Origin of the sequence: Myxococcus guangdongensis, from assembly GCF_024198255.1 — a bacterium.
GTDB lineage: Bacteria > Myxococcota > Myxococcia > Myxococcales > Myxococcaceae > Myxococcus > Myxococcus guangdongensis.
Window position 1 is genome coordinate 792,744 of the sequence record NZ_JAJVKW010000003.1, and the last position, 24,283, is coordinate 817,026.

Here is a 24,283-nt window from a genome sequence, read left to right on the forward strand (position 1 = left end):
GACAATGGCCTGCAGTGGGCCCAATGGATGTTCCCTCCGCCGGAAGGCGCGCGCGGGGGCCTGCTTGAAGCGACTCGAGGCTCGTGCGAGGAGTCGCCCATGCGCGACGAATCGAACCGTGGTGATGGCGGCGTGCCCCATCTGAGCCCCGAGGAGTTTCGTGAGCTGGGGCACCGGCTGGTGGACTGGGTCGCTGACTATCAGCAGCGGCTGGAGTCTTTCCCCGTGCGCTCGCAGGTGGCTCCGGGCGAGGTCGCTTCGATGCTGCCCCTGCGTCCGCCGGAAGAGGGGCTCGACGGTGTGAAGGGTTGGGATGCCGTCCTTCGCGATCTGGAGGACGTCATCCTGCCGGGCGTGACGCATTGGCAGTCCCCGTCGTTCTTCGCGTACTTCCCCGCGAATGCCTCGGGTCCGGCGGTGCTCGGCGAGCTGCTGTCCGCGGGCCTGGGTGTGCAGGGCATGCTCTGGTCCACGAGCCCCGCCGCGACGGAGCTGGAGACGCGTGTGGTGGACTGGCTTGTGGACCTGACGGGGTTGCCCGAGGACTTCCGCTCCACCTCCGAGCGAGGGGGCGGTGTCATCCAGGGCACCGCGAGCGAGGCCACGCTCGTGGCCATGGTGGCCGCTCGGGAGCGCGCGCGTCGTCGTGGTGCACCCGCGGGCTCCGAGTGGGTGGCCTATGCCTCCACGCAGGCCCACTCGTCCGTACTCAAGGCCGCGATGCTGTGTGGCGTGGCGCACGGCGCGGAGGACACGACACATGTGCGGCTCATCCAGACGAACGACCGCTATGGGATGCGGCCCGAACTGCTGGAGCGCGCCATCCGTGAAGACCTCGATGCGGGACGCGCGCCCTTCTTCGTGTGCGCCACCGTGGGGAGCACGTCGTCAGGTGCCGTGGACCCGGTCCGCGCCATCGGCGAGGTGATGGCTCGGACGCCGATGAACTCCTCCGGTGGTTGGCTGCACATCGACGCCGCGTGGGCGGGCTCCGCGCTGGTGTGCCCCGAGCACCGGGATTTGCTCGACGGTATGGACCGGGTGGATTCGTTCGCCTTCAACCCGCACAAGTGGCTGCTCACCAACTTCGACTGCAATGCCTTCTTCACGCGCGACCGGCAGGCGTTGCTCGACGCGCTGAGTGTGACGCCGGAGTACCTGCGCAATTCCGCGAGCGCGAGCGGCGCGGTCATCGACTACCGTGATTGGCAGGTGCCGCTGGGCCGCCGATTCCGAGCGCTCAAGCTGTGGTTCGTGCTGCGTCACTACGGTGCCAAGGGACTGCGCGCGCACATCCGCGAGCACGTGCGTCTGGCGCAGTGCTTCGAGGCCTGGGTGCAGGAGGACGCGCGCTTCGAGGTGGTCACGCCTCGCTCGCTGGCGCTGGTGTGCTTCCGCTCGAAGCCGCTTCCGGGGGAGTCCTCGAAGGACACCGACGGGAGGAACCGCGAGCTTCTGGAGCGCGTGAATGCCACCGGCAAGGTGTTCCTCACGCACACGGTGTTGCTGGCGGTGGAGGGGGCGCCCGCGCGGTACGTGCTGCGGATGGCCATCGGCGCGGCGACCACGGAGGAGCGACACGTTCGCGCCGCCTGGGAATTGCTCGCCGGCTCCGTCCGCTGACGCCGCGTCCGAGGGAATGCGCGCGCGAAGGGTGCGCCCGTTCGCCGATGTCTGCGGCCTGCGCGTCGGCGTGAAGTCGCACGTCCTCCGTCCACGGCCACCGCGTCCGAGAGAATGCACGCGAGACCGGGGCGCCCTTCATCCCTTGTCCGCTGACACCGCGTCGGAGCGAAGGAGCACGTGGCTGAAGCGCTCTTCTTCCGGTCCTCGACCTGGGGTTCGCGTGCTCCGGATTCTCCCCTCCGTGCGTGCCTTTACATGGCGAAATGAAATGAGTCCCGGTGGCGGGCGTTCACACCCGGCCTGCGTCACGGGCTCTGCTGTGCACCACACCCCGATCCGGAGTCTTCCTTGTCTCGACGTGTCCTGTTCCTGCCGCTCTGCGCGCTGTTGGCCTGTGCTCACGCCTCGCCCGCGGACACTGCTTCGCGCGCTCCTTCCCCGGCCCTCAGCTCCGGGCGGCTTGCACCCGAGGCCACGAGCGCGCTCACCCGCTCCTGGTTGGCCCAGCGTGACGGCGACTTGCCCAAGGCCCAGGACGAACTCCGACGCGCGTGGGACGCGGGACATCACGCTCCCGAGCTGGCTCGGACCGCGGCGAACGTGGCCGCGGAGGCGAAGGATACGGCCATGGCCTTCACCTGGTTGGAGCGCGCCCTGGACGTGGGCTACGCGGACCCGGGTGGGCTGCTCCACGCCAAGGCCCTGGCCCCCGTGCGCGAGCTGCCCGGCTACGACGCCCTGGTGGAGCGCGCACGGAAGAACGCTCGCGAGGCTCGCAACACCTGGGGCGTGGGCACCGGATTGGAGAAGAGCACCCCGAGTGAGGCCGGCCTGTCCGAGCCCGCGCTCGCCGCGCTGCTGAAGGCCGCCGAGGACTCCGGCTCAGCGGGCCTCGTGTTGCTGCGCCACGGCAAGCTCGTGGGCGAGTGGTACTTCGGCGGGGACACGCACCGCATCGAGGCCATGTCCGCCACCAAGGGCATGGTCGCGCTGGCCATCGGCCTGCTCATCGACGAGGGGAAGATTCCCTCTCTGGACACGCCCGTGTCCGCGTTCTTCCCCGAGTGGAAGGACGGCCTCAAGGGACAGGTGACGGTGCGACACCTGCTCAACCACACGTCGGGTCTGGCCGCGAACCGGAGCGCGCTGGACATCTACGCGTCGAACGACTTTGTCCGCTACGCGTTGGACTCCGAGGTCACGGACACACCGGGCAGCAAGCACGCGTACAACAACAAGGCCACGAACCTGGTGGCCGGCATCGTCGAGCGCGCATCGGGCGAGAAGATGGACGTGTACCTGGAGCGACGGCTGTTCGCGCCGCTCGGCATCCGTGACTTCCGCTGGGACACGGACCCGTCAGGCAATCCCGTGGGCATGGCGGGCCTCCAACTCCACCCGCTCGACTTCGCCAAGGTGGCACAGATGCTCCTCCAGGGTGGCACGTGGCAGGGCCGCCGAATCCTGAGCTCAGCGTGGATTCACGCGATGGGGGGCGCGCCCTCGCAGCCGCACATCCCCACCGGGGGACTCCTGTGGTGGCTCATCTACGAGGAGGGGATGACCGTCACGCTGGGCTCGGAGCTGCTGGAGCAGGCGCGCCGCAATGGCTTCCCCGAGGCGCCCCTCGCGCGACTGCGCGAAATCGCGGACCGCCCCCTCCCCCAGAAAGAGTTCATGCCGGCGTTCATGGCGAAGCTCGGGGACCCTTCCCTGGCGCAGGACTTCATGGCGAAGTCCGCGCCACACAACCTGAAGCAGGACGTGTCGGGCCCTCCGAGCGGCTTCGCGGCCATCGGCCAGGGCGGAAACCGGGTGCTCGTCCTCCCGAAGCATGACCTCGTGGCCGTGCGCATGTCGGACCCCGACGAGCGCGTCTCCGACGAGGTCCTCGAGTTCACCGCGTTCACCGACCTGGTGCTCCGCCTGGTCCGCCCCGTGCCCACCGCCCGCTGACCCGCCTGCTCGCCCCGGGGCCCTCGCGCACGGGGCCCTGTGGCATCATGTCGTCCGCTCATGGTGCCGCACCGTCCCGTCTCGCTCGTCCTCAGCTATCAGTACCCGGGCAAGTACGCCTTCACCGTGCTGGCGGGCGCCGTCGAGTCGGACCCGGCGCTCGCGGACGTGAAGCTGTTCTTCCCCCGTGACCGCGAGTCGCTGCTCTCCACCGTCAAGGAGCGCCACGACGCCGGAGACACTGTGGTCGCCGCGTGGTCCTTCTACTCGGCCAGCTTCGCGGTCTCCGCGGAGGAGCTGACCTGGGTCCGCGCGCGGCTGGAAGGACGCTCCGTCCTCTGCATCGCTGGCGGCGTGCACGCGACGGCCGAGCCGCTGCAGACGCTCCAGGCCGGCTTCGACCTCATCGCCATCGGCGAGGGCGAGTACTCCCTGCGCGAGCTGCTCGGCCGTGTCCAACGCGGCGAGGAGCCTCGCGACACGCACGGCGTGGCCCACTTGAAGGACGGCAAGCTGGTGCAGCACGGGCGAGGGGAGGGCGTGAAGCTGGACGACTTCCCGCCGTTCGCCGCGCGCAACGCCATGTTCGGCGCCATCGAAATCACGCGCGGCTGCATCTACGCGTGCCGCTTCTGCCAGACGCCCTTCATGAGCAAGGCGCGCTTCCGCCACCGCTCCGTGGCCAACGTGGCGCACTGGGCTCGCGAGCTGCGCCGCTCGGGCCGCCGCGACATCCGCTTCATCACGCCGACGTCCATGTCCTACGGCACCGGCGACGAGACGATGAACCTGGCCGCGGTGGAGGAGCTGCTCGCCGCGGTGCGCGAGGCCATGGCCCCCGACGGGCGCATCTACTACGGCACCTTCCCCTCCGAGGTCCGCCCCGAGCACGTCACGCCCGAGGCGCTCGCCGTCCTCAAGCGCTACGTCCACAACGACAACCTCATCATCGGCGGCCAGTCCGGCTCCGAGCGCATCCTCCAGAGCACCCGCCGGGGCCACGACGTGGAGACGGTGGTGCGCGCCACCCGACTGGCCGTGGAGGGCGGCTTCGTGCCCAACGTGGACTTCATCCTCGGCCTGCCGGGCGAAGAGGCCGACGACGTCGCCGCCACCGTCGCGCTCATGGAGCGACTGGCGGAGCTGGGCGCGCGCGTGCACGGCCACACCTTCATGCCGCTGCCCGGCACGCCCTACCGTGACGCACCGCCAGGACGCGTGGACGCCGAGACGCAGACGAAGCTGGACCGGCTCGCCTCCCAGGGACGGCTGTATGGCCACTGGAAGCAGCAGGTCGCCCTCGCGGAGGGCATCGCCCAGCGGCGCCGGCCCCGGGCAGGCTAGCGGCCCACCTCACTTCGTCGGGCCCCCCGGCGCCGAGGCGCTTAGGATGGGAGCGCGATGTCCTCCGACGAGACTCCCTACTGGCTGCTCATCTCCGTCCTCTTCAGCTCCCAGCCGCTGACGCCCTCGCTCGCCATGACGCTGCACCAGACGGCGTACGAGCTGCACGAGCGGGGTGACGCGGTGAAGGAGGTGGCCGGCGACATGCTCAGCGGCAAGGTGCACAACCTGCGCAAGAACGTCGCCCTGGGTGGCATCGCGGGCCCCGCCTTCGAGGCGGAGATTGAAACCGAGCGCGGCTCCGGCGTGGTGCGCTTCATCCTCACGCGCCAGGGCCTGGAGATGATGCGTCAGCAGACCGCGACGCCGCCTCGTCCGAAGTACCTCAACTGAGGCCACGGGCTCCCGGTCGCCTGCTCCCTGTGCTGCGTGCGGTGTCCGGTGTCTCCATCTTCGAGGCACGGGCTCACCCCAGCACCCTCGGAGGCGCACACCCATGGACCCGAAGGACTATCTCAAGAAGCCGCTCGGCATCCCCCTGGACCCCGCGAAGCAGAAGGACCCGGAGGAGGATGGAGACCACGTGCCCGCGGAGGGCCGCTCCGAGTTCCTCAATGACGTGACGGAGCAGGACGGCGGCCAGCGCACCGACGTGGGGCCACCGTATGACGGCTCGGGGGATTTGCAGCAGGGCCAGCGCGCCGAGTACCTCCAGCGCGCCGAACGCAAGGAACCGAAGAAGGACTGAGTCGCGACGCGCGGGACTACTCGCGCTCCAGCGACACCTTGTTGCGGTTGCCCATGTGGAAGATGGAGTTGTTCAGCGTCGCCGCGGACAGCTCGGCCAGCTCCATCATCACCTTCTGCTCCTCGGCCTCCTTGGAGCCCGCGGCGGCGGTGGGCGACTGCGTCTTGCCCTGACCGGCGGCCGCGTCCTGGATGGGAGGGCGGCCCACGGCGGCGAGGTAGGAGTTCATGATGCCGCTGTGCGGCGCGCTGCCGACGGAGTTGAGCGCCGACTGCACCACCAGCCCGCCCGTGGACATCAGCGGATCACCCGGCCGGTTCGCGGGGGCCATCGCCGCGCGCTGGTTCTGCTGAATCAGCGAGCCGAACCCGACGTTCGCCGACTGCACGCCGGCCTGGGGACGGGGGACCTGGACCTGGGGACCCGTGAACGAGTTGATGCGGCTCATGGCTGGCTCCGTGGCGGTCCGAGGGCGCAACAAGCACAAATCTCGGAGGTCTGCCCACATTATCGGGCAACCCCGGGAGAAGTTGCGTCCGGGGCCCGAAGCCTGCCCGAAGGGCGGAAAAACGACCAGAGGCCGCGGGGTTAGCTCCCCACGGCCTCCGGTGTCAGGCGTCTTCAGACGCCGCCAAGGCGATTAGAACTGGTGGGCCTCGGTGGACTCGTGGAGCGCCAGGGTGCTGGCGGAGCCGCCGGAGATGACCTCGGCGACCTGGTCGAAGTAGCCGGTGCCGACCTCGCGCTGGTGACGCGTGGCGGTGTAGCCGTCCTTCTCGGAGCCGAACTCGCCCTGCTGGAACTCGCTGTAGGCCGCCATGCCGCGGTCCTTGTACTTGCGCGCCAGCTCGTACATCGAGTGGTTCAGCGCGTGGAAGCCGGCCAGCGTGACGAACTGGAACTTGTAGCCCATGGCGCCCAGCTCCCGCTGGAACTTGGCGATGGTGGCGTCGTCCAGGTTCTTCTTCCAGTTGAAGGACGGCGAGCAGTTGTACGCGAGCAGCTTGTTGGGGAACTTCTCGCGGACGGACTCGGCGAACTTCTTGGCCTGCGCGAGGTCCGGGGTGCTGGTCTCGCACCAGACGAGGTCCGCGTACGGCGCGTAGGCCAGGCCGCGGGCGATGGCGCAGTCGAGGCCGCCGTTGATGCGGTAGAAGCCCTCGGAGGTGCGGCCGTTCTTGCGGTCGATGAAGGCGTGGTCGTACTCGTCCGCGTCGGACATGAGCAGCTTGGCGCTGTCGGCGTCCGTGCGAGCGACGAGCAGCGTGGGCACGCCCATCACGTCGGCGGCGAGGCGCGCGGCGGTGAGGGTGCGGATGAAGTGGCTGGTGGGCACCAGCACCTTGCCGCCCATGTGGCCACACTTCTTCTCGCTGGCCAGCTGGTCCTCGAAGTGGACGCCCGCGGCGCCCGCTTCAATCATGCCCTTCATCAGCTCATAGGCGTTGAGCGGGCCGCCGAAGCCGGCCTCGGCGTCCGCCATGATGGGGGCGAACCAGTAGCGGTCGCTCTTGCCCTCGGCGTGGTCGATCTGGTCCGCGCGGCGCAGGGCGTTGTTGATCTTCCGCACCACGGTGGGGACGGAGTCGACCGGATAGAGGCTCTGGTCGGGGTACATCTGCCCGGCGGAGTTGGCGTCGGCGGCGACCTGCCAGCCGGAGAGGTAGATGGCCTTGAGGCCCGCGCGGACCATCTGCACGGCCTGGTTGCCGGTGAGGGCGCCCAGCGCGTTGATGTAGTCCTCGGTGTGGAGCAGCTCCCACAGGCGCTTGGCGCCGACCTCGGCCAGCGTGTAGCTGATGGGCAGCGTGCCGCGCAGCTTCAGGACGTCCTTGTCGGTGTAGTTGCGCTTGATGCCCTCGAAGCGGCGAGCGTGGAGCTTGGCGTGAGGGGAGGCATCCGGAGTGGTCGTGGTGGCGTCGTACATCGCAGGCTCCTCGGTGATGCGGTGAAGGTTGGAAGTCGGAAAAGGGTTCAGCGATTGGCGTCGAGCGCCGCGTAGGCGGGCAGGGTGAGGAAGTCCTCGAAGGCGGGCGCGGTGGACAGGCGCTCGAAGAGCTCGCGGGCGCGCGTGACGTGCTCGCGGCCGTACTTCTCGTGGACGCCCTCCTTCTCGAGGTGGGCCATCTCCTCGGAGAGCAGCGTCTGGAACAGCTCGGGCGTCACCTTGCGGCCGTCGTCGAGCGAGGCGCCGTGGTGCAGCCACTGCCACACCTGGGCGCGGGAGATTTCGGCGGTGGCCGCGTCCTCCATGAGGTTGTAGAGCGGCACGCAGCCCAGGCCGCCGAGCCACGCGGCGGTGTACTGGATGCCCACGCGCAGGTTGTGGCGCAGGCCCTCCTCGGTGCGGGTGCCGGAGGGGACCTTGAGCAGGTCGGCCTCGGTGACGCGCACGTCCTCGCGCTTGTTGGCGAGCTGGTTGGGGCCCTTCATGTTCGCGTCGAAGATGTCGCGCGCGATGGAGACCAGGCCCGGGTGGGCGACCCACGTGCCGTCGTGGCCGTTCTTCGCCTCGCGCAGCTTGTCGGCGCGGACCTTCTCCAGGACGGCCTCGTTGGCGGCGGCGTCACCCTTGATGGGGATGAAGGCGGCCATGCCGCCCATGGCGTGCACGCCCCGGCGGTGGCAGGTTTGGATGAGCAGCTGCGAGTAGGCGTTGAGGAACGCCTTGTCCATGGTGACCTGGCCGCGGTCGGGCAGCACGACGCTGGTGTCGGACTGGAGCGTCTTGATGAAGCTGAAGATGTAGTCCCAGCGGCCGCAGTTGAGGCCGGCGGAGTGCTCGCGCAGCTCGTACAGGATTTCGTCCATCTCGAAGGCCGCGGGGAGCGTCTCGATGAGGACGGTGGCCTTGATGGTGCCTCGGGGGATGCCGAGCGTGTCCTGGGCGGTGAGGAACACGTCGTTCCACAGCCGGGCCTCCAGGTGGCTCTGCATCTTGGGCAGGTAGAAGTAGGGGCCGGTGCCGCGGGCGAGCTGCTCGCGGACGTTGTGGAAGAAGAAGAGGCCGAAGTCGAAGAGGGAGCCGGAGATGGGCTTGCCGTCGATTTCGACGTGGCGCTCGGGCAGGTGCCAGCCACGGGGCCGCACGAAGAGGACGGCGGGCTTGTCGACCAGGGCGTAGTGCTTGCCGTTGTCGCCGGTGAAGGCGATGGCGCGGCGCACGGCGTCGCGCAGGTTGACCTGGCCTCGCACGACGTTGTCCCAGGTGGGGCTGTTGGCGTCCTCGAAGTCCGCCATGAAGACGTTGGCGCCCGAGTTGAGGGCGTTGATGATCATCTTCCGGTCCACCGGGCCGGTGATTTCGACCCGGCGGTCCTGGAGGTCCTGGGGCAGCGGGGCGACCGTCCACTGGGCGTCCCGGACGGACTTCGTCTCCGGGAGGAAGTGGGGGCGCTCACCCTTGCGCCAGGCGGCCTGGACCTGCTTGCGGCGCTCCAGGAGGGCTTCGCGGCGCTCACCGAAGGCGCGCGCCAGCTTCGCGACGAAGTCCAGGGCGGCCGGGGTGAGCACCTCGGCGTAGTCGGGGTGCCACGGCCCCTTCACCACCACGCCAGCGCTGAAGGCCGGGGTCTTCGAGGCGGGGACTTCCGTGGGCATCTCGGCTCCTTGGCTTGGTGCGTTGTAAATCTACGGCAACGGGTCGGAAAATGAATCTTCCGAGGGCGAAATGGAAGTGTGCGTCAATTTCTGCCTGCTTGCCTGTAATCCTGTCAACAGCGGCCGGATTAAATCTGTAAATCAACAGACGTGACGCGGGGTTGCGAGCAGGGGGGCGCCGGGCACCGGGGATGCAATCAGCGACGGGCAGGTGCGTAGGTAGGGTCGAGGGTGCTCGCCGCCAAGGGGTCCCCTCACGGGAGGCACGTCATGGACGCGATGAAGCGGTGCTCGGGGTGCGCGGAGGAGATTCGGATGGAGGCCTCGCGCTGCGCCCGGTGTGGAATCCGGGTGGAGCGGCTGCACCGCGGCGTCGAGGGGCGCGCGGTGGCGGGCGTCTGCGCGATGCTGGCCCGCGAGCTGGGAATCGACGTGGCCCTGGTGCGCGTGGCGCTCGTCGTGGCCACCTTGTTCTCCGGCGGCACGCTTCCGCTCGTGTACGTCCTGCTCTGGGCGTTCACCCCTGCTTCCGCCCTGGGGCGGGCTCCGTTGCAGCGCACGGTGGACTGGCTCTCCCGCGTCGGGGAGTCGGATGCTCCTCGCATGGAGCGGCGGGTCTAGGTCCACGGTTCGAGGGGCACGGCTCGCTGAGTCACGCTTATCGGCGCGTTCTGCTCACGGCTCGACGGTTCGCCTCGTCTCCCGGTGACCCGTTGCCCGGCCTGTTATGCGTGGGCTCCAGGATTCTCTTCTCCAGGAGCCCGCCTTGAGCACCCGCAACGTCCGCATCGAGAAGGACACCTTCGGCCCCATCGAGGTCCCCTCCGAGCGCCTCTGGGGCGCGCAGACCCAGCGCAGCCTGCAGAACTTCGACATCTCCACCGAGCGCATGCCCCCCGCCCTCATCCGCGCGCTCGTCCTCGTCAAGAAGGCCGCCGCCCTCGTCAACGTCGAGAACGGCTCGCTGGCCCGCGAGAAGGGGGACGCCATCGTCCGCGCCTCCGACGAGGTCCTCGAGGGCAAGCATGACGCGGAGTTTCCGCTCAGCATCTGGCAGACCGGCAGCGGCACCCAGACGAACATGAACACCAACGAGGTGCTCGCCAATCGCGCCTCGGAGCTGCTCGGCGGCGAGCGCGGAGAACAGCGCCGCGTCCACGCCAACGACGACGTCAACAAGGGGCAGAGCTCCAACGACGTCTTCCCCACCGCCATGAGCGTCGCCGCCGCCACCGCCATCGCCGAGCGCGTGCTCCCTGAACTCGATGCGCTTCGCGACGTGCTCGCCGACAAGTCCCGCGCCTTCATGGACGTGGTGAAGATTGGCCGCACCCACCTCCAGGACGCCACGCCCCTCACCCTGGGCCAGGAGCTGAGCGGCTATGTCGCGCAGCTGCAGCATGCGCGCGCCCACCTGGAGCGCGTGCTGCCCCACCTGCACGAGCTGGCCCTGGGGGGGACGGCTGTCGGCACGGGGCTCAATGCCCCCAAGGGGTATGCCGAGCGCGTCGCCAAGGAGATTGCCCGCCTCACCGGCCTGCCCTTCGTCACCGCCCCCAACAAGTTCGAGGCCCTGGCCGCCAACGACGCCCTGGTCCACGCCCACGGCGCCCTCAAGGGCCTGTCCTCCGCGCTCTTCAAGATCGCCAACGACATCCGCTGGCTGTCCTCCGGCCCCCGCTCCGGCCTGGGCGAAATCACCATCCCGGAGAACGAGCCCGGCAGCTCCATCATGCCCGGCAAGGTGAATCCCACCCAGAGCGAGGCGCTCACCATGCTCTGCGCCCAGGTCATGGGCAACGACGTCGCCGTCAGCGTGGGCGGCGCCTCTGGCAACTTCGAGCTCAACGTCTTCAAGCCCCTCATCATCCACAACGTCCTGCAGAGCTGCAGGCTGCTCGCTGACGGCATGCGCAGCTTCCGCCTCCACTGCGCCGTGGGCATCGAGCCCAACCGGGCCCGCATCCAGGAGAACCTGGAGCGCAGCCTGATGCTCGTCACCGCCCTCAACCCGCACATCGGCTACGACAACGCCGCGAAGATCGCCAAGAAGGCCCACAAGGACGGCAAGACGCTCAAGGAGGTCGCCGTGGAGCTGGGCCTCGTCACCGCCGAACAGTTCGACCAGTGGGTCCGCCCGGAGAAGATGATCGGCCTGTAGGCGCCGGGTGTCCTACACGCCTCCGCCCCTCCGCCGGAAGCCCCTTCGAGGGCCCACCGGGGGAGGGGACGGGGCACAACCGTGGCCCAGCGCACGCTGCGGGAAGAAGGGGCGGGCGCGCGCGCGGCAGGACGATTAGGGTAGGGGGGCCATGAACGTCCCCTTCGTCATCGAGACCACGCACCGCGGCGAGCGGGCGTACGACCTGTACAGCCGGCTCCTCAAGGACCGCATCATCATGCTGGGCACGCCCGTCAACGATGACGTGGCCAACATCATCGTCGCCCAGCTGCTCTTCCTCGAGTCCGAGGACCCCGACAAGGGCATCAACCTCTACATCAACTCGCCCGGTGGCTCCGTCACCGCGGGCCTGGCCATCTACGACACCATGCAGTACGTGAAGTGTCCGGTGTCCACCATCTGCGTGGGACAGGCCGCCTCCATGGGCGCGCTGCTCCTGCTCGCCGGCGCCAAGGGCAAGCGCTACGCCCTGCCCAACAGCCGCATCATGATTCACCAGCCGCTCGGCGGCGCCCAGGGCCAGGCCACCGACATCGACATCCAGGCCAAGGAAATCCTCCGCCTGCGCAGCTACATCAACGGCCTCATCGTCAAGCACACCGGCCACACCGTCGAGCGCATCGAGAAGGACACCGAGCGCGACTACTTCATGAGCGCCGAGGACGCGCGCCAGTACGGCCTCATCGACGAGGTGGTGGAGAAGCAGCGCCTCATCTCCCCGACGCCGTCGAACAAGTAGCCCGGGTCCTCGCCCCCCGCTCCTCATGGCGGAGCGGGGCGCCTGGCGCCTCGCGCGGATTCCCGACGCCTCCCGGGCGCAGGTTCCGCGCTGGAGCCCCGAGCAGGGCAAGACGCGCGCGCCTCTAAAAATGCTCTCCAGGGATGCGGGTGGCACGTCCCATGCCCAACTTGTGGACATGTCCAGGCTCAGCTCGCGCCCTCTTCCTCGACTCCTGCTGACGGCTGCATTCCTGGCTGGAGCGGGCTGTGTCGGGCCCACCGGCCGGCCGCCCCAGCCTCCCAGCTCGGCCTCCGTGCAGGCGGAGCTGGGGGAGCGTGACGTCATCCAGGCCGGTGAGGAATACGCCCGCAACAACAGCTTCGTCCTGACCCAGGCCGGCGAGGCCGTGGAGATACGCCCCAACCTCTGGCGCATCCGCTTCGGCCTGAAGGACAAGCCCGGCCGGGGTGTGGAGCTCGAGTTTGACGAGATTGCCCGCAGGGTGACGCGCGCCCAGGAGATTGAAATCCTCCCGGGCTCCACCCTCACCCCCGAGAACGTCCCCGGACGGGGCGAGGATGTGCCCTCCGGCGGTCAGGGACGCGGGCCCGTGCCCTGACTAGGGCAGCACGGTGATTCGGTTCAACGCGGGCGCCGCGAGGGGCCTGGCCTGGGAGCTGTTGGCCTTCAAGTAGGCCTCCAGGGCGTCGCTGTCCACGGCGCCGCCCAGGCGGTTCGTCCCCTGCGTGAGCACCGCGAAGCCGTCACCGCCGCCCGCGAGGAAGTTGTTCACCGTCACGCGGTAGGTCGCCGCTGAATCCAAGGGCGCGCCGTCGAGGCGGATGGACGCAGGGTCGATGCGGCTGCCGATGGGCGCCGACGCGCTGAACGCGTATGTGAAGCCCGCGGACGGGTGGAGGATGCGGGTGACGACGTTGGGCCCCACCTGTTGCCATTGTCGCTCCAGCAGCTCCTCGAGCTGCGCGCCCGTCAGCGTCAGGGTGACCAGGCTGTTGCCGAACGGCTGCGTGGTGAAGGCCTCGCCGAAGGTGACCTCTCCCCGGTCCCGCGGGTTGTTCGGGTCGCGGGTGATGTCCGCGCGCACGCCGCCCGGGTTCATGAAGGCCACCCGCGCTCCCCCCAGGTTCTCCGCCCGCGTCGCCGCGAGCTGCGAGTCCGCGATGACGAAGCCCAGCGTGGACTGTCCCGCCGGGTCCGCCTGGGTGATGGGCGTCTTGAGCGTCTGCGCCACCCAGCCGATGACCCGGTTGGCCAGGGGCGTGGCCAGCTGCTGGTAGCGCGTCACCAGCTCCTTCACCGGCCCATCCTCCGTCACGTCGCGGGTGACGATGAGGTTGTTCGCCTTCGCCTCCACCACGTCACCGGTCGCCTTGCTCAAGGTCAGGTCGATGTCGGTGACGAGCCGCCCCACCGACGCGGCGCTCGTGACGACCTTGCCGTCGATGACGCAGTTGTAGGCCTGGTGCGTGTGGCCTGTGACGATGACGTCCACCGCGTCGTCGAGTCCCTTCGCGATGGCCACGATGGGGCCGGAGATTGCGCCGCCCTCGCCCGTGCCCCGGCACTCGTTGATGAGCGAGCCCGGCGCGGGCACGCCGCCCTCGTGCACCACGACGATGAGGGTTTCCACGCCCTGCTGGCGCAGTTGAGGCACCAGCGCGTTCACCGTCTCCACCTCGTCCTGGAAGGTGAGCCCCGCCACGCCCGTGGGGGTGACGATCTCCGGCGTGCCCTCCAGCGTCATGCCGATGAAGGCGACCTTCACGCCGTCGAACTCGCGCACGTCGTAGCGGGGGAACAGCGTGCGGTCCACGCCCGTGGCCACGTTGGCCGCCAGGAACTTGAACCGCGCGCCCCCGAAGGCGTCCCCGTCCTGACAGCCGTCCTGCGGGTGGCAGCCCCCGGACTGCATGCGCAACAGCTCCGTGCTGCCCTCGTCGAACTCGTGGTTGCCCACCGCGACCAGGTCCAGGCCGATGAGGTTCATCGCCTCGATGGTGGGCTCGTCGTGGAAGAGCGCGGACACCAGCGGCGTCGCGCCGATGAGGTCTCCGGCCGCGACCACCACCGTGTTGGGGTTGGTGGCCCGCAGGGCCGCGATGTGACGGGCGAAGTACGACGCGCCGCCCGCGCTCACGCGCACCGGACCGCCGTCGGCGTCCATGCCCGTCTGAATCTGTCCGTTGCTGCCCCCGGGCGGCTCGAGCTGCCCGTGGAAGTCGTTGAACGCCAGCACCTGCACGCTCACCGTCTCGGAGCCCGCGTCCACCGTGGGCGGCTGGGCTGGACGCTGGACGCACGAGGCGTCGACGCAGGCCCACTCATGGCCCGGGACCGGTGGGCCCTTCGACTTGCGGCAGTCGAGGGCGTCCGTGCACGCGTCTGCTCCGCGTCCGCCGTGGGCGAAGATGAGGACGCCAGCGAGGAAGGCTCCGGCGAGGAGGAAGACTCCAGGGAGCGCGCCCAGGCGCGAGGTGGACCGTGACATGGCGAGGGGCTCCCGAGGGACAGGACCGGGGCGGGAACCTACTCCGCCCCGCGCACCCTGGCGCGTCTTCCTGGAGGCCGCTCGTGGCGCGTCACGCGGCCGTGGCTCACGCAAGCGCGCGGGGGACAGGGACACGGCCCCGTCCCCCGAAGCGACGCTACGGCAGCCGGGTGACGCGATTGAGCGCCGGGGCGGGGAGCGGGTTCGCCGCGCTGCTGCGCGCCTTCAGGTAGGCCTCCATCGCGTCGATGTCCATGGCGCCAGTCAGCCGGTTCGTCCCCTCGGTGAACACCGAAAAGCCATCACTCCCACTCGCGATGTAGTTGTTCGCGGTGACGCGGTAGTTCGCCGCCGGGTCCACCGTCACGCCGTTGAGCCGGATGGACGCCGGGTCGACGCGGTTTCCGGCGGGTGCCGACGCGCTGAACGCATAGGTGAAGCCCGCCGACGGGAGCAGCATGAGGGTGGCTCCCGACGGCCGCCACTGGAGCTCCAACACCTCCTCGATTTGCGCGCCCGTCAGCGTCATGGTGATGAGGCTGTTGTTGAAGGGCTGTGTGGAGAAGGCCTCGCCGTAGGTGACCTCGCCCTGGTCGATGCTCGCGCGCACGCCGCCCGGGTTCATGAAGGCCACCTGCGCCCCACCCAGGTTCGCGGGCTTCGTCGCCTCCAACTGCGAGTCCGCGATGACGAGGCCCAGGGCGGACTGACCCAAGGAGTCCGACTGGTTCCTGAGCGTCTGCGCCACCCAGCCGATGACCCGGTTGGCCAGGGGCGTGACGAGCTCCTGGTACTTCGTCACCAGCTCCTTCACCGCGCCGACCTCCTGCACGTCGCGCGTGACGATGACGTTGTTCGCTCGCGCCGCCACGACGTCGCCCGTCGCCTTGCTCAACGTCAGGTCGATGTCCGTGACGAGCTGCCCCATCGACGAGGCGCTCGTGACGACCTTGCCATCGATGACGCAGTTGTAGGCCTGATGCGTGTGGCCGCTGACGACGACATCCACCGCGTCGTTGAGCCCCTTGACGAGGCCCACGATGGCACCTGAGATGAGGCCGTCCGCACCCGCGCCCTTGCATTCGTTCACCAGGGAGCCCGGGGTCGCGATTCCGCCCTGGTGCACCACCACGATGATGGCTTCGATGCCCTGCTGCCGCAGCTGGGGCACCAGCGCGTTCACCGTCTGCACTTCGTCCTTGAAGGTGAGCCCCTCCACGCCCGAGGGAATGACGCTTCCCGGCGTGGCCTCCAGCGTCATGCCGATGAAGGCGACCTTCACGCCCTCGAACTCGCGGATGTCGTAGCGGGGGAACAGCGTGCGGTCCACGTCCGTGGCCACGTTGGCCGCCAGGAACTTGAACTTCGCGCCCGCGAAGCCATCCCCGTCCATGCAGCCATCCACCGGGTGGCAGCCGCCCGACTGCATGCGCAACAGCTCCGTGCTGCCCTCGTCGAACTCGTGGTTGCCCACGGCGACCAGGTCCAGGCCGATGAGGTTCATCGCCTCGATGGTGGGCTCGTCGTGGAAGAGCCCCGACAGCATCGGGGACGCGCCGATGAGGTCTCCTGCCGCCACCACCACCGTGTTCGGATTGGTGGCCCGCAGGGCCGCGATGTGACGGGCGAAGTACGTCACGCCGCCCGCGTTCACCCGCATCGGTCCACCGTCGGGGGCCACGCCCGCCAGAATCTGGCCCGAGGGCGCCTCGAGCTGCCCGTGGAAGTCGTTGAACGCGAGGATTTGCACGCTCACCGTGGAGGGGCCCGAGTCGGGCGTTCCCGAATCGGGCCTCCCCGCGTCGGGCGTTCCCGAATCAGGCCTCCCCGCGTCGGGAGTTCCCGAGTCGGGAGCCCCCGCGTCGGGCGTCCCCGCGTCCGTCGTCCCCGCGTCCGTGCCCGCATCCGGGAGCGGTTGCTGGGCGGGGTGCTGCACGCAGCGCTTTTCCTCGCAGACCCACTCCTTGCCCTCGGCCGGTGCGCCGTTGTCGTAGCGGCAGTCGGTGGCGTTCCGGCAATCGTCATCTTCGCCTCCTCCGCAGCCGCCATGGACGAAGAGGAACATGCCGGTGACGAACGCTCCGGCGAGCAGGAATGCGCTGGGGCGCGCTCCCGGAAGTGGCGAGCGCGGTGTGGCTTGAGGCATCGATGGAACTCCGACGAGCAGAGAGGGGAAACCTACTCTGTTTCGTGGACGATGGCTCGACTTCGTCTCGACACGGGGTTGCGACTGTCGTCCTGTTTCAAGGAACGGGCGGCGATGCTTCGCTGCCGCACAGCAGCAGCTCCGCGGGGCCGCCGGTGCGACCCACCAGGATGGCCACCTGCCCATGGGCGCGACCGAAGCGCTCCGCCTCCGAGCGAGGCAGCCCCGGGACGAAGAGGCTCTGCTCGGACCAGCTCCCGTCCTCGGCCTCGCCGATGGCGGGGGCGATGACGAAGCCGCCCGCGACCAGCTGGGAGATCAGGCGTTCCTGCGCTCGCTGGTTTTCATCCTTGCCGCGAGGCCGCGAGCCCGGATTCCACGCGGTGAGGAACGCCCACTCGCGGTGGCCGCGCGCGGTCAGCTCCGCGTCGAGCGCGGGATGGAGCCGGCCCACTCGCAGCACCTGCTCCACGCCTCCGGTGGAGGCATGAGGACGGATGACGTAGCGTGTTGCCCGGTACGCCCCCAACAGCCGCTCCTGGTCGAGCTGTCTCATGTCCGCATTCTCGCGTCGGTCACGGCGCTGTGTCAGCCCCCCGTGCCTCATCAACTTGAGCCGCGGTGTGTCACGTGTCACCCGACACGTGTCTTGAATCAGGCAGTGGGTGGAGCGCTCTTGCGGACGGGCACCGCCACATCGCGACTGGGGCCAGGTCCGGTTGGGGCGACATTCCGGGAGCATCGGGCGTGGTCAGCGCTCAGGAGTGGGGGCCCTCGTTCTCGTCATGGTGGGGGACCGCGCGCGGCCCGGTCGGCCTTCCGCTAACGTGCGGTGCGTCAGACGCGTGGAGCGCTCCGACGGGAGGCACGAAGATGGATTCGCTGGATGCTCGGCTGGAGCGACTGGAGCGCCGCTGCCGGCGGCTGCAGGGACTGACCTTCTCGGCGCTCGCGGTGGCGGGGCTCGGATTGGGCGTGGCCGCGCTGAAGCCCTCACCGACGCTGGGCGGCGGAGAGCTGGTGGCGTCGCGTCTGGTGCTCAACGACGCGCAGGGGCAGCGGCGCGCGTCGCTCGGATTGGATGACGCCGGCACCACGGGGCTGGTGCTGCATGACCAGGCGGGACGTCCGCGCGCGCTCCTCGGCGTGGCCCAGGACGGCGCACCCCGGCTGCGCTTCTCCACCGCAGAGGGCGAGTCGCTCGCCGAGCTCACCGTCTACTCGGACGAGGCCCCGCGCCTCACCCTGTCCAAGCCCGGGGGCGTGGACCTGTTCGCCGTGGGCCTCCAGGTGGACGGCTCCTCGCGCCTGGAGCTCGCGGACTCGGATGGCCGTCCCCGCGCGATTCTCGGCGCGGACGAGCACGGCTCCCCGGGCCTGCTGCTGGTGGACCGCCGGGGCCAGCCGCGCGTGGAGCTGCGCGTGAGCCCCTCCGAGGGCGCGAGCCTCCGCGTCGAGGGCCGCGACGGCGAGGTCTTCCAGGCGCCCGCCGTCCTTCAGTGAGCTGTCGTGGGTCTCCCGCCTCGCTACGGCTGGGGCGGGACGACGCGGTAGCCGCGCTGGAGCAGCGGTGAGAGGCGGTCGGAGATGTCCCACGACTCCACCACCTTGCCGTCGCGCATCCGGTACAGCGAGTGCCCGTTGAGCGCGAGCGGCCGGGGCCTGCCCGCGTCGTCCAGGTTCAGCGGGTCCGTGCCCGCGGCCTTCCAGTGCACCAGCACCAGGTCCTGGTCCGCCACCACGTGGAGGATGTCGAAGCGCAGGTCGGGGAACGTCTCGAACGTGGCCTCGGCCTGCTGGAGCACCAGGGCCGGCCCCACCACGTTTTTGGGCGCGTCCTGCGAGTGGTCCACGTAGTCCTCGGCGAACAGCTCCGGGACGCGGTCCAGCTTGCGCAGGTTGTAGAGCTCCTCGGTGAGTAGCCGGGCCCGTTGACGGTTCTGCTCCTCCTGCTGCGCGGCGCGCTCCACCGGAGACACGGACGCACACGCGGACAGCAGGCCGAGAACGCAGAGCCACAGCGTCGTCGTGGTTTTCATGGCCCGGGAAGCTGGGCAGCCTCGCCCGGCGCGTCAGCCCCCCAGGGCCCGTGAGTGTTCAGCGGGCGTCACAGCTCCCGGCGGCGATGCGGCGCGGAGCGGTCGATGTCCCGCACCTCCTCGGGGGTGAGCTTCAGCTCCGCGGAGGCCAGCGAGTCCTCGAGCGTGGCGCGCCGGCGGGCGCCCGGGATGGGGACCACGCAGGAGGCCTTGGCCATCATCCAGGCGAGGACCAGCTGGGGGACCGACACCCCGCGCGCCCGGGCCAGCTCCTGGACGCGGGGGATGGCGCCGAGCTCGGCGATGCGACGCGGTCCCCCCAGGGGACTCCAGGGGAGGAACGCCAGGCCCTCGCTCTGGCAGCAGGCCAGCACGCCCGTGAACTCCGAGCTTCGCTGCCAGGGGTTGTACTCGTTCTGCACGGAGACGATGGGCGCCAGCCGGCGGGCCCGCTGCAGTTGCTCGAGCGAGACGTTCGACAGGCCGATGTGGCGCACGAGCCCGGCCTCCTGCGCCTCGCGCGCCACGGCGAGGCACGACTCCAGGCTGTAGCGCGGGTCCACCGCGTGCAACTGCCACAGCTCGATGGGCCGCTTGCCCCCGAGCGCCTCGAAGCTCTCGCGCAGCGTCCTTCGCAGATGGTCCGGCTCGCAGAGGACCACCCAGTCGCCGCCCGGACGCACCATGCCGCCCTTGGTGGCGACGATGACGCCCGACGTGTCGCCTGGATAGGTCGAGAGCGCCTCGTGGAGGAGCCGCTCGTTGTGGTGGGCGTCGGAGTCATCCCGGCAATAGGAGTCCGCGGTGTCGAAGAGGGTGACGCCCAGCTCCAGGGCCCGGTGGAGCAGGGCGATGGAGTCCTCGCGGGAGGGGCGGCCCTCCAGCGACAGGTGCAGCGCCCCGAACCCCAGGGCGCTCATGGACAGGTTCGTGACTCCGAAGCGACGCGTCCGCATGCGGCTGGCACCCCTCCCGGGGCGGGTGCTTCAGAGGAAGGTGTTCGGGTTGAGGTGCTTGATGATCATGTTCAGCCGCTGCCCCGACGTCATCACCATGTCCCGGACCAGCGCGTCCGCGGTGGTCTGCTGGTAGGTGGTCCAGGAGGCCTTGCGCAGGGCCTGGGAGATGTTCATCCGCGTGCGCTTGAAGCGCTCCGCCATCACCTCCCGCCCGCCCGGGGAGTCGCCCAGCTCCGCGGCGGGGACCTCGAGCCGGGTGGGCACCTCGACGCCGAGCACCCCCAGGGCATCGCGCGCCGTGCGGACCTCCGCGTCGACGAGGTGCTCGACGATTTTGGGCACGTGCGTGAGCTCCGGCACGGCCAGCGCCCCGCCAAGCTCCCGCGACAGGTCCTCGTCGCTGGCGCGCGTCAGCCGCGCCGCGATGTCCTGGGCCTCGCGGTCATAGAGGTCGAGCAGCAGGTGCACGTAGGCGCCGGGCGGGGGCGGCGCCGGGTCGAAGAGCTTCAGCGTCTGGTTCAGCCAGCCCAGGAACCGCTGCCCGGCCAGCCCCAGCTCGTCCTCGGCCCCTTGCAGCTTCTCGCCCAGGTACGTGGCGCGGTCGAAGGACTGCCGGATGGAGAGCGGGACATCCACCTGGATGGGGCCGTAGCGCTCCTGCAGGCGCTCCAGGTTCAGGTGGACGCGGCTGAAGAACAGCGCGAGCGCGGTGTAGACGTGCGTCACGCTGATGGAGCGGTTGACCTCCCAGCGGTCGGGCCCCGTCGTGCGGGCGCGGTGCCAGGGCGGGATGATGACCGGGGACTCGGAGGCCTTGTAGCCGCGCCGGAGCATCGAGTGCGTGTGCTCCAGGTCCAGGAACTTCTGGTGCAGCGATTCGTGGAGCAGGTACTCGGCGGCAATCCAGGGGTTTCGCAGCAGGTGCGGCGCCAGGAAGATGGTCCCCAGGACGTGGGGGTTCGTCACGGACGTGAAGATTCCGGACTCACCCGGGGGCTGCGGCACGGACGAGTAGATGTCCGAAATCACCACGAGGTGGGTGTGGGTCAGCGCGCTCCGGGACAGCTCGGGCAGCAGCTCCTCCAGCAGCTGGGTGCCCAGCCGGAGGTTCTCCAGCTGCTTCGCGTCGGGCGTCAGCGTGGTGATGCGCGGCAGGTGCTCGCGGTACATCTTCTTGAAGCGCCGCCCGAAGACGTCGTCCTGGCGCTCCTCCATCCATATCCACCCGTGGTGGGGCTTGTCGCCCAGCCGCTCCAGCCGCCCGCTCGCCAGGGACAGCGGCGAGGCGCCCGTGCGGCGCGTCAGGTGGTCCGTGCTCACGCGCAGGACCTCCAGGCAGTCCTCGACGTCGTGCTGGGGCATGTGGAGCGTGAAGTGGCCCAGCAGCGTGTGGACCGCGTCGCGCACCACCGGGTCTCCGATGATGCGGTAGGCCGTCAGGCCGTCGGACTGCTTCAGCGCGTCGAGGAAGGCCCGGGCCTCCGGCACCGTCGGGGCGAGCATGCCCAGCCGCTGCTCGTAGCGCTCGCGGGTGCGCGCGTCGATGTAGTCCCCATCGCCGAAGGGGCGCATCAAGGCCAGGGACTGCTCCACCTTCTCCAGACTGTTCGGGTCCAATGCCGTCGTGCTCATGTGCATGCCTCGCTGCGTCTTGGGGGTGCGACCCTCGTGTGTGGAAGGACTTCAGGAATGCGCGCGCTCCGCGAGGGGCTGGCTGCGCGTCAGGGCGTGGAGCTCCAGGCTGGAGGACTCCACCATCCGACGCACCAGCTCGCTCAGGGGCTGATGGGTGCCGGGCTCGCGTGAGTCCCGGAAGCTCGCGGCCCGCACGCTCCGCAGCAGCTGCGAGACGGCCTGGCGCGTACCCTGGAAGGCGCGGGTGAGCTCCTGCTCACTGGCCTGGACGAGCCGCTGCAGCGACTCGTCGGTGGGCGCATCGGGACCTTGGGGGCGCCATCCGGAGTCCCCCAGGCTGGCGGCGAGCTGGCGGGCCGTGTCGAGCTCCCGGGTCAGCAGGGCCGCCAGCCGCTCGCGCCGGGTCCGCTCCCAGTCCGGCGCCGCGATGGCGGAGGCGGCGCCCAGCCGGAACCCCGCGCTCTCACGCGTGTACAGGTCGAGCAGCAGGTGCACGCCGTTGTCCTCGGGCTCCGGGCCCGCGCCCAGCTGCTCGAGCATCTCCAACAGCCAGGCCACCATGCGCTGGCCGGCGACGCGCAGCTCGCCCTCGCCGGAGCGTCGCACCGCGAGGCCCAGATAGCGCGCCCGCTCGAACGCCTCGTGCTTCAGCAGGGACGGGTCATAGCCCCACAGGGGGCCGTACCTCGCCTCGAGCTCCGGGAGGCCGCGCTCGAGCAGCTCGAAGTAGAGCGCCAGGTGGACATAGACATGCATCGCCGCGATGGAGCGGCACACCGGCCACTCGTTCGTGTTGTCCGGCAGGGGGCGGTTCCAGAGCGCGCGAATCCGGACGGACTGCTCCGCCTGGTAGTCCTTGCGGAAGACGGCGTGCGAGTGCTGGAAGTCATACCACTTGAGGTGGAGCGCCTCGTGGAGCAGGTGCTCGGCGGCCTTGTATGGGTTTCCGAGGACCCCCATGGCGAGGAAGACGGTCCCCGGGATGATGCGGGTGGTGAAGGAGCCGTAGGGGAACGCGCGCTCCCTGTTCTGCCATTGCGTCCGGTCGAGGACGTCCGTCACGGCGATGAGGTGGGTGTGGTCGAGCGCGCTGCGGGTGACGCGCGGCAAGAGCTCCTCCAGGATGCTCACCGCGGAGGAGAGGGTGGCGGTCGCGTTGGCGTGGGGCGTGCGCAGCGCGGAGGAGGAGCCCTCGCGCTCGAAGAGGTCGCGGAACCCCTGGCCCCAGGCGTCCTCCTCGCGCTCGTCGCACCAGACCCAGCCGTGGTGGAGTTGCGTTCCGATGCGGTGCACCTGGCGCGCGCCGAGGGAGAGCGGCGAGGCGGGGGCGGGCTCGCCCAGCAGTCGCGTGGCCTGCTCGAGGATGTGCTGGGAGCGCGAAAGGGAAGGCGGGGTCTGTCCGAGCTGCAGCTCCCCGAGCGTGTCATTGAGCGTGGCGCGGAACACGGGGTCCCCCACGACGCGGAAGCGGGCCTCGGGGGTGGCCTGCCTCATGGCCGAGGCCAGCGGGGCCGTCTGGGGCAGCCGCTCGGCGAGCAGCTCCGCCCGCCGCTGATAGCGGGTCCAGGTGCAGTCGTCGATGTAACGCCAATCCCCGAACGGGACGTTGCTGGCCAGCGCGCCCTCGATGGACGCGAGCTTCTCCGAGTCATCCATACCCATTCGTCACGTCCGTGAGGCTTGGCGCCGCGCCCGGGAGCGCGGACGGAGTGGAGGGACAACGGCACCGAACGCGGGAGCCCGCGACTGGCTCCTCGTGGGCTCCCGCGCAATCAGCTCCATGGCTCATCGCCATGTCTGACCACTTCGGTGAGCCGTCGCGGGCTCAGGGGTTGCGGACGATGACGCCGCCGCCGCCGGTGTCGGGGTTCTGCGGCGCCGTGTACGTGCTTTCGCAGGACACGTACGTACTGCCGCACGTGCCAGCGCCCGCGCTGGAGACCAGGCCTCCGATGACCGCGTCCAGGTCATCCGGGGACAGCTGGGACTCCTGAACCCACGACTCGGTCACCTGCTCACTGCGGATGGTGTCCTTCATCATTGCACCTCGTGTGCTTGGGTTGGGGGTGACGAGAGGGTGCGGAACCGCTCAGCCCTTGGTGCCGGTACCGGGCTGCTGAGGCTGCTCGGGCGCCGTGTACGTGCTGCCGCACGACACGTAGGTGCCACCGCACGTGCCAACGGCATCCCGGGAGGCCAGGCCACCGATGACGACGTCGAGGTCGTCCGGCGACAGCTGGGACTCCTGGATCCACGACTCCGTCACCTGCCCACTGCTGACAATGGTGTCCTTCATGATGCACCTCTTGTGCTTGGGTTTGGGTGCTGCGGTGCATGCCGGGGCTCCGACGCGAGGCGAGACCTGGCTCGAGAGATGAGTCAGGTCAGGCAGGTTGGAGTTCTTGGCAGGCGCAAGCATTAATCCATTCTTTGGGGTGCGAGGCAATGGGGGGTGTATTGTTTTAGGGATGTCCTGGGTTGAAGACAGTCAAAGGGCGTGGGAGCCAGCGATGGGTGTTCGCGGACTCCCACGAGGTCAGCTCAATGGCTCATCGCCACGGCGGACCACCGCGAGATGACGCGGGGCGGCTGGGGCCTACGTGGCGACGGGGCCGGTCGGCACGGGCTGCGTCGGCGCGGGCTGCTCCGGCGCGGTGTACGTGCTGCCGCAGGAGATGTACGTGCTGCCGCACGTGCCAACGCCCACGTTGGAGACCAGGCCGCCGATGACGGCGTCCAGGTCGTCCGGGGAGAGCTGAGACTCCTGAACCCAGTTGTCGGTCGACTGCTCGCTGCTGACGATGGTGTCCTTCATGGT

Annotated in this window: 23 protein-coding genes; 10 read left to right on the forward strand and 13 right to left on the reverse strand. The window is 69.7% G+C overall.

Features of this window, described 5'->3' with window-relative positions:
- Positions 1 to 99 precede the first annotated feature (99 nt).
- From LXT21_RS12665 to LXT21_RS12685, 5 genes are all read left to right on the forward strand, one after another.
- On the forward strand, positions 100 to 1,623 hold the full coding sequence (locus LXT21_RS12665; RefSeq protein ID WP_254038374.1) for a pyridoxal-dependent decarboxylase: 1,524 nt from the start codon (positions 100 to 102) through the stop codon (positions 1,621 to 1,623).
- Between the two features lie 351 nt (positions 1,624 to 1,974).
- Entirely contained in the window at positions 1,975 to 3,582 is a 1,608-nt protein-coding gene (locus LXT21_RS12670) for a serine hydrolase domain-containing protein (protein WP_254038375.1), read from the forward strand.
- Between the two features lie 60 nt (positions 3,583 to 3,642).
- Positions 3,643 to 4,926: a TIGR04013 family B12-binding domain/radical SAM domain-containing protein gene (locus LXT21_RS12675; protein ID WP_254038376.1), complete on the forward strand. Its 1,284-nt coding sequence runs from the start codon at positions 3,643 to 3,645 to the stop codon at positions 4,924 to 4,926.
- Between the two features lie 57 nt (positions 4,927 to 4,983).
- The gene (locus LXT21_RS12680; protein WP_254038377.1) at positions 4,984 to 5,319 is read left to right on the forward strand and encodes a hypothetical protein; all 336 of its coding nucleotides are present in this window, start codon (positions 4,984 to 4,986) and stop codon (positions 5,317 to 5,319) included.
- Positions 5,320 to 5,422: 103 nt separating this feature from the next.
- Entirely contained in the window at positions 5,423 to 5,674 is a 252-nt protein-coding gene (locus LXT21_RS12685) for a hypothetical protein (protein ID WP_074953303.1), read from the forward strand.
- Positions 5,675 to 5,690: 16 nt separating this feature from the next.
- Here LXT21_RS12685 and LXT21_RS12690 read toward each other — a convergent pair whose 3' ends face one another.
- The 3 genes from LXT21_RS12690 to aceB form a co-directional block, all read right to left on the reverse strand.
- Entirely contained in the window at positions 5,691 to 6,122 is a 432-nt protein-coding gene (locus LXT21_RS12690; RefSeq protein ID WP_254038378.1) for a hypothetical protein, read from the reverse strand.
- A gap of 192 nt (positions 6,123 to 6,314) precedes the next feature.
- On the reverse strand, positions 6,315 to 7,601 hold the full coding sequence (gene aceA, locus LXT21_RS12695) for an isocitrate lyase (protein ID WP_046716262.1): 1,287 nt from the start codon (positions 7,599 to 7,601) through the stop codon (positions 6,315 to 6,317).
- A 47-nt stretch (positions 7,602 to 7,648) separates the two neighbouring features.
- On the reverse strand, positions 7,649 to 9,274 hold the full coding sequence (aceB, locus tag LXT21_RS12700; protein WP_254038379.1) for a malate synthase A: 1,626 nt from the start codon (positions 9,272 to 9,274) through the stop codon (positions 7,649 to 7,651).
- Positions 9,275 to 9,544: 270 nt separating this feature from the next.
- On the opposite strand from aceB, the gene LXT21_RS12705 reads away from it, so the two are divergent.
- From LXT21_RS12705 to LXT21_RS12720, 4 genes are all read left to right on the forward strand, one after another.
- Positions 9,545 to 9,895 carry a PspC domain-containing protein gene (locus LXT21_RS12705; protein ID WP_254038380.1) on the forward strand — a complete coding sequence of 117 codons (351 nt, stop codon included), beginning with the start codon at positions 9,545 to 9,547 and terminating at the stop codon, positions 9,893 to 9,895.
- Between the two features lie 145 nt (positions 9,896 to 10,040).
- Positions 10,041 to 11,435 carry a class II fumarate hydratase gene (fumC, locus tag LXT21_RS12710; protein ID WP_254038381.1) on the forward strand — a complete coding sequence of 465 codons (1,395 nt, stop codon included), beginning with the start codon at positions 10,041 to 10,043 and terminating at the stop codon, positions 11,433 to 11,435.
- Between the two features lie 151 nt (positions 11,436 to 11,586).
- Positions 11,587 to 12,195 (forward strand): ATP-dependent Clp endopeptidase proteolytic subunit ClpP, encoded by a 609-nt coding sequence (clpP, locus tag LXT21_RS12715; protein WP_046716258.1) that lies wholly within the window; start codon positions 11,587 to 11,589, stop codon positions 12,193 to 12,195.
- Between the two features lie 178 nt (positions 12,196 to 12,373).
- Positions 12,374 to 12,796 (forward strand): hypothetical protein, encoded by a 423-nt coding sequence (locus tag LXT21_RS12720; RefSeq protein ID WP_254038382.1) that lies wholly within the window; start codon positions 12,374 to 12,376, stop codon positions 12,794 to 12,796.
- On the opposite strand, the gene LXT21_RS12725 is transcribed toward LXT21_RS12720, so the two are convergent.
- From LXT21_RS12725 to LXT21_RS12735, 3 genes are all read right to left on the reverse strand, one after another.
- Entirely contained in the window at positions 12,797 to 14,686 is a 1,890-nt protein-coding gene (locus tag LXT21_RS12725) for a bifunctional metallophosphatase/5'-nucleotidase (RefSeq protein WP_254038383.1), read from the reverse strand.
- Positions 14,687 to 14,843: 157 nt separating this feature from the next.
- A complete protein-coding gene (locus LXT21_RS12730; RefSeq protein ID WP_254038384.1) occupies positions 14,844 to 16,832 on the reverse strand; it encodes a bifunctional metallophosphatase/5'-nucleotidase in 1,989 nt (662 codons plus the stop codon).
- Between the two features lie 97 nt (positions 16,833 to 16,929).
- The gene (locus tag LXT21_RS12735) at positions 16,930 to 17,388 is read right to left on the reverse strand and encodes a DUF3293 domain-containing protein (RefSeq protein WP_254038385.1); all 459 of its coding nucleotides are present in this window, start codon (positions 17,386 to 17,388) and stop codon (positions 16,930 to 16,932) included.
- A 317-nt stretch (positions 17,389 to 17,705) separates the two neighbouring features.
- On the opposite strand from LXT21_RS12735, the gene LXT21_RS12740 reads away from it, so the two are divergent.
- Positions 17,706 to 18,335, forward strand: coding sequence for a hypothetical protein (locus LXT21_RS12740; RefSeq protein ID WP_254038386.1), 630 nt, complete (start codon positions 17,706 to 17,708; stop codon positions 18,333 to 18,335).
- Between the two features lie 23 nt (positions 18,336 to 18,358).
- On the opposite strand, the gene LXT21_RS12745 is transcribed toward LXT21_RS12740, so the two are convergent.
- The 7 genes from LXT21_RS12745 to LXT21_RS12775 form a co-directional block, all read right to left on the reverse strand.
- Positions 18,359 to 18,871, reverse strand: coding sequence for an ester cyclase (locus LXT21_RS12745; protein ID WP_254038387.1), 513 nt, complete (start codon positions 18,869 to 18,871; stop codon positions 18,359 to 18,361).
- A 68-nt stretch (positions 18,872 to 18,939) separates the two neighbouring features.
- On the reverse strand, positions 18,940 to 19,827 hold the full coding sequence (locus LXT21_RS12750; RefSeq protein ID WP_254038388.1) for an aldo/keto reductase: 888 nt from the start codon (positions 19,825 to 19,827) through the stop codon (positions 18,940 to 18,942).
- 30 nt (positions 19,828 to 19,857) lie between these two features.
- Complete coding sequence (locus tag LXT21_RS12755; RefSeq protein WP_254038389.1) at positions 19,858 to 21,462, reverse strand: hypothetical protein; 1,605 nt, start codon at positions 21,460 to 21,462, stop codon at positions 19,858 to 19,860.
- Between the two features lie 51 nt (positions 21,463 to 21,513).
- Positions 21,514 to 23,127, reverse strand: coding sequence for a hypothetical protein (locus tag LXT21_RS12760; RefSeq protein WP_254038390.1), 1,614 nt, complete (start codon positions 23,125 to 23,127; stop codon positions 21,514 to 21,516).
- 163 nt (positions 23,128 to 23,290) lie between these two features.
- Entirely contained in the window at positions 23,291 to 23,506 is a 216-nt protein-coding gene (locus LXT21_RS12765; protein ID WP_254038391.1) for a hypothetical protein, read from the reverse strand.
- Positions 23,507 to 23,554: 48 nt separating this feature from the next.
- On the reverse strand, positions 23,555 to 23,761 hold the full coding sequence (locus tag LXT21_RS12770) for a hypothetical protein (RefSeq protein WP_254038392.1): 207 nt from the start codon (positions 23,759 to 23,761) through the stop codon (positions 23,555 to 23,557).
- A 300-nt stretch (positions 23,762 to 24,061) separates the two neighbouring features.
- Positions 24,062 to 24,280, reverse strand: coding sequence for a hypothetical protein (locus tag LXT21_RS12775; RefSeq protein WP_254038393.1), 219 nt, complete (start codon positions 24,278 to 24,280; stop codon positions 24,062 to 24,064).
- Positions 24,281 to 24,283 lie beyond the last annotated feature (3 nt).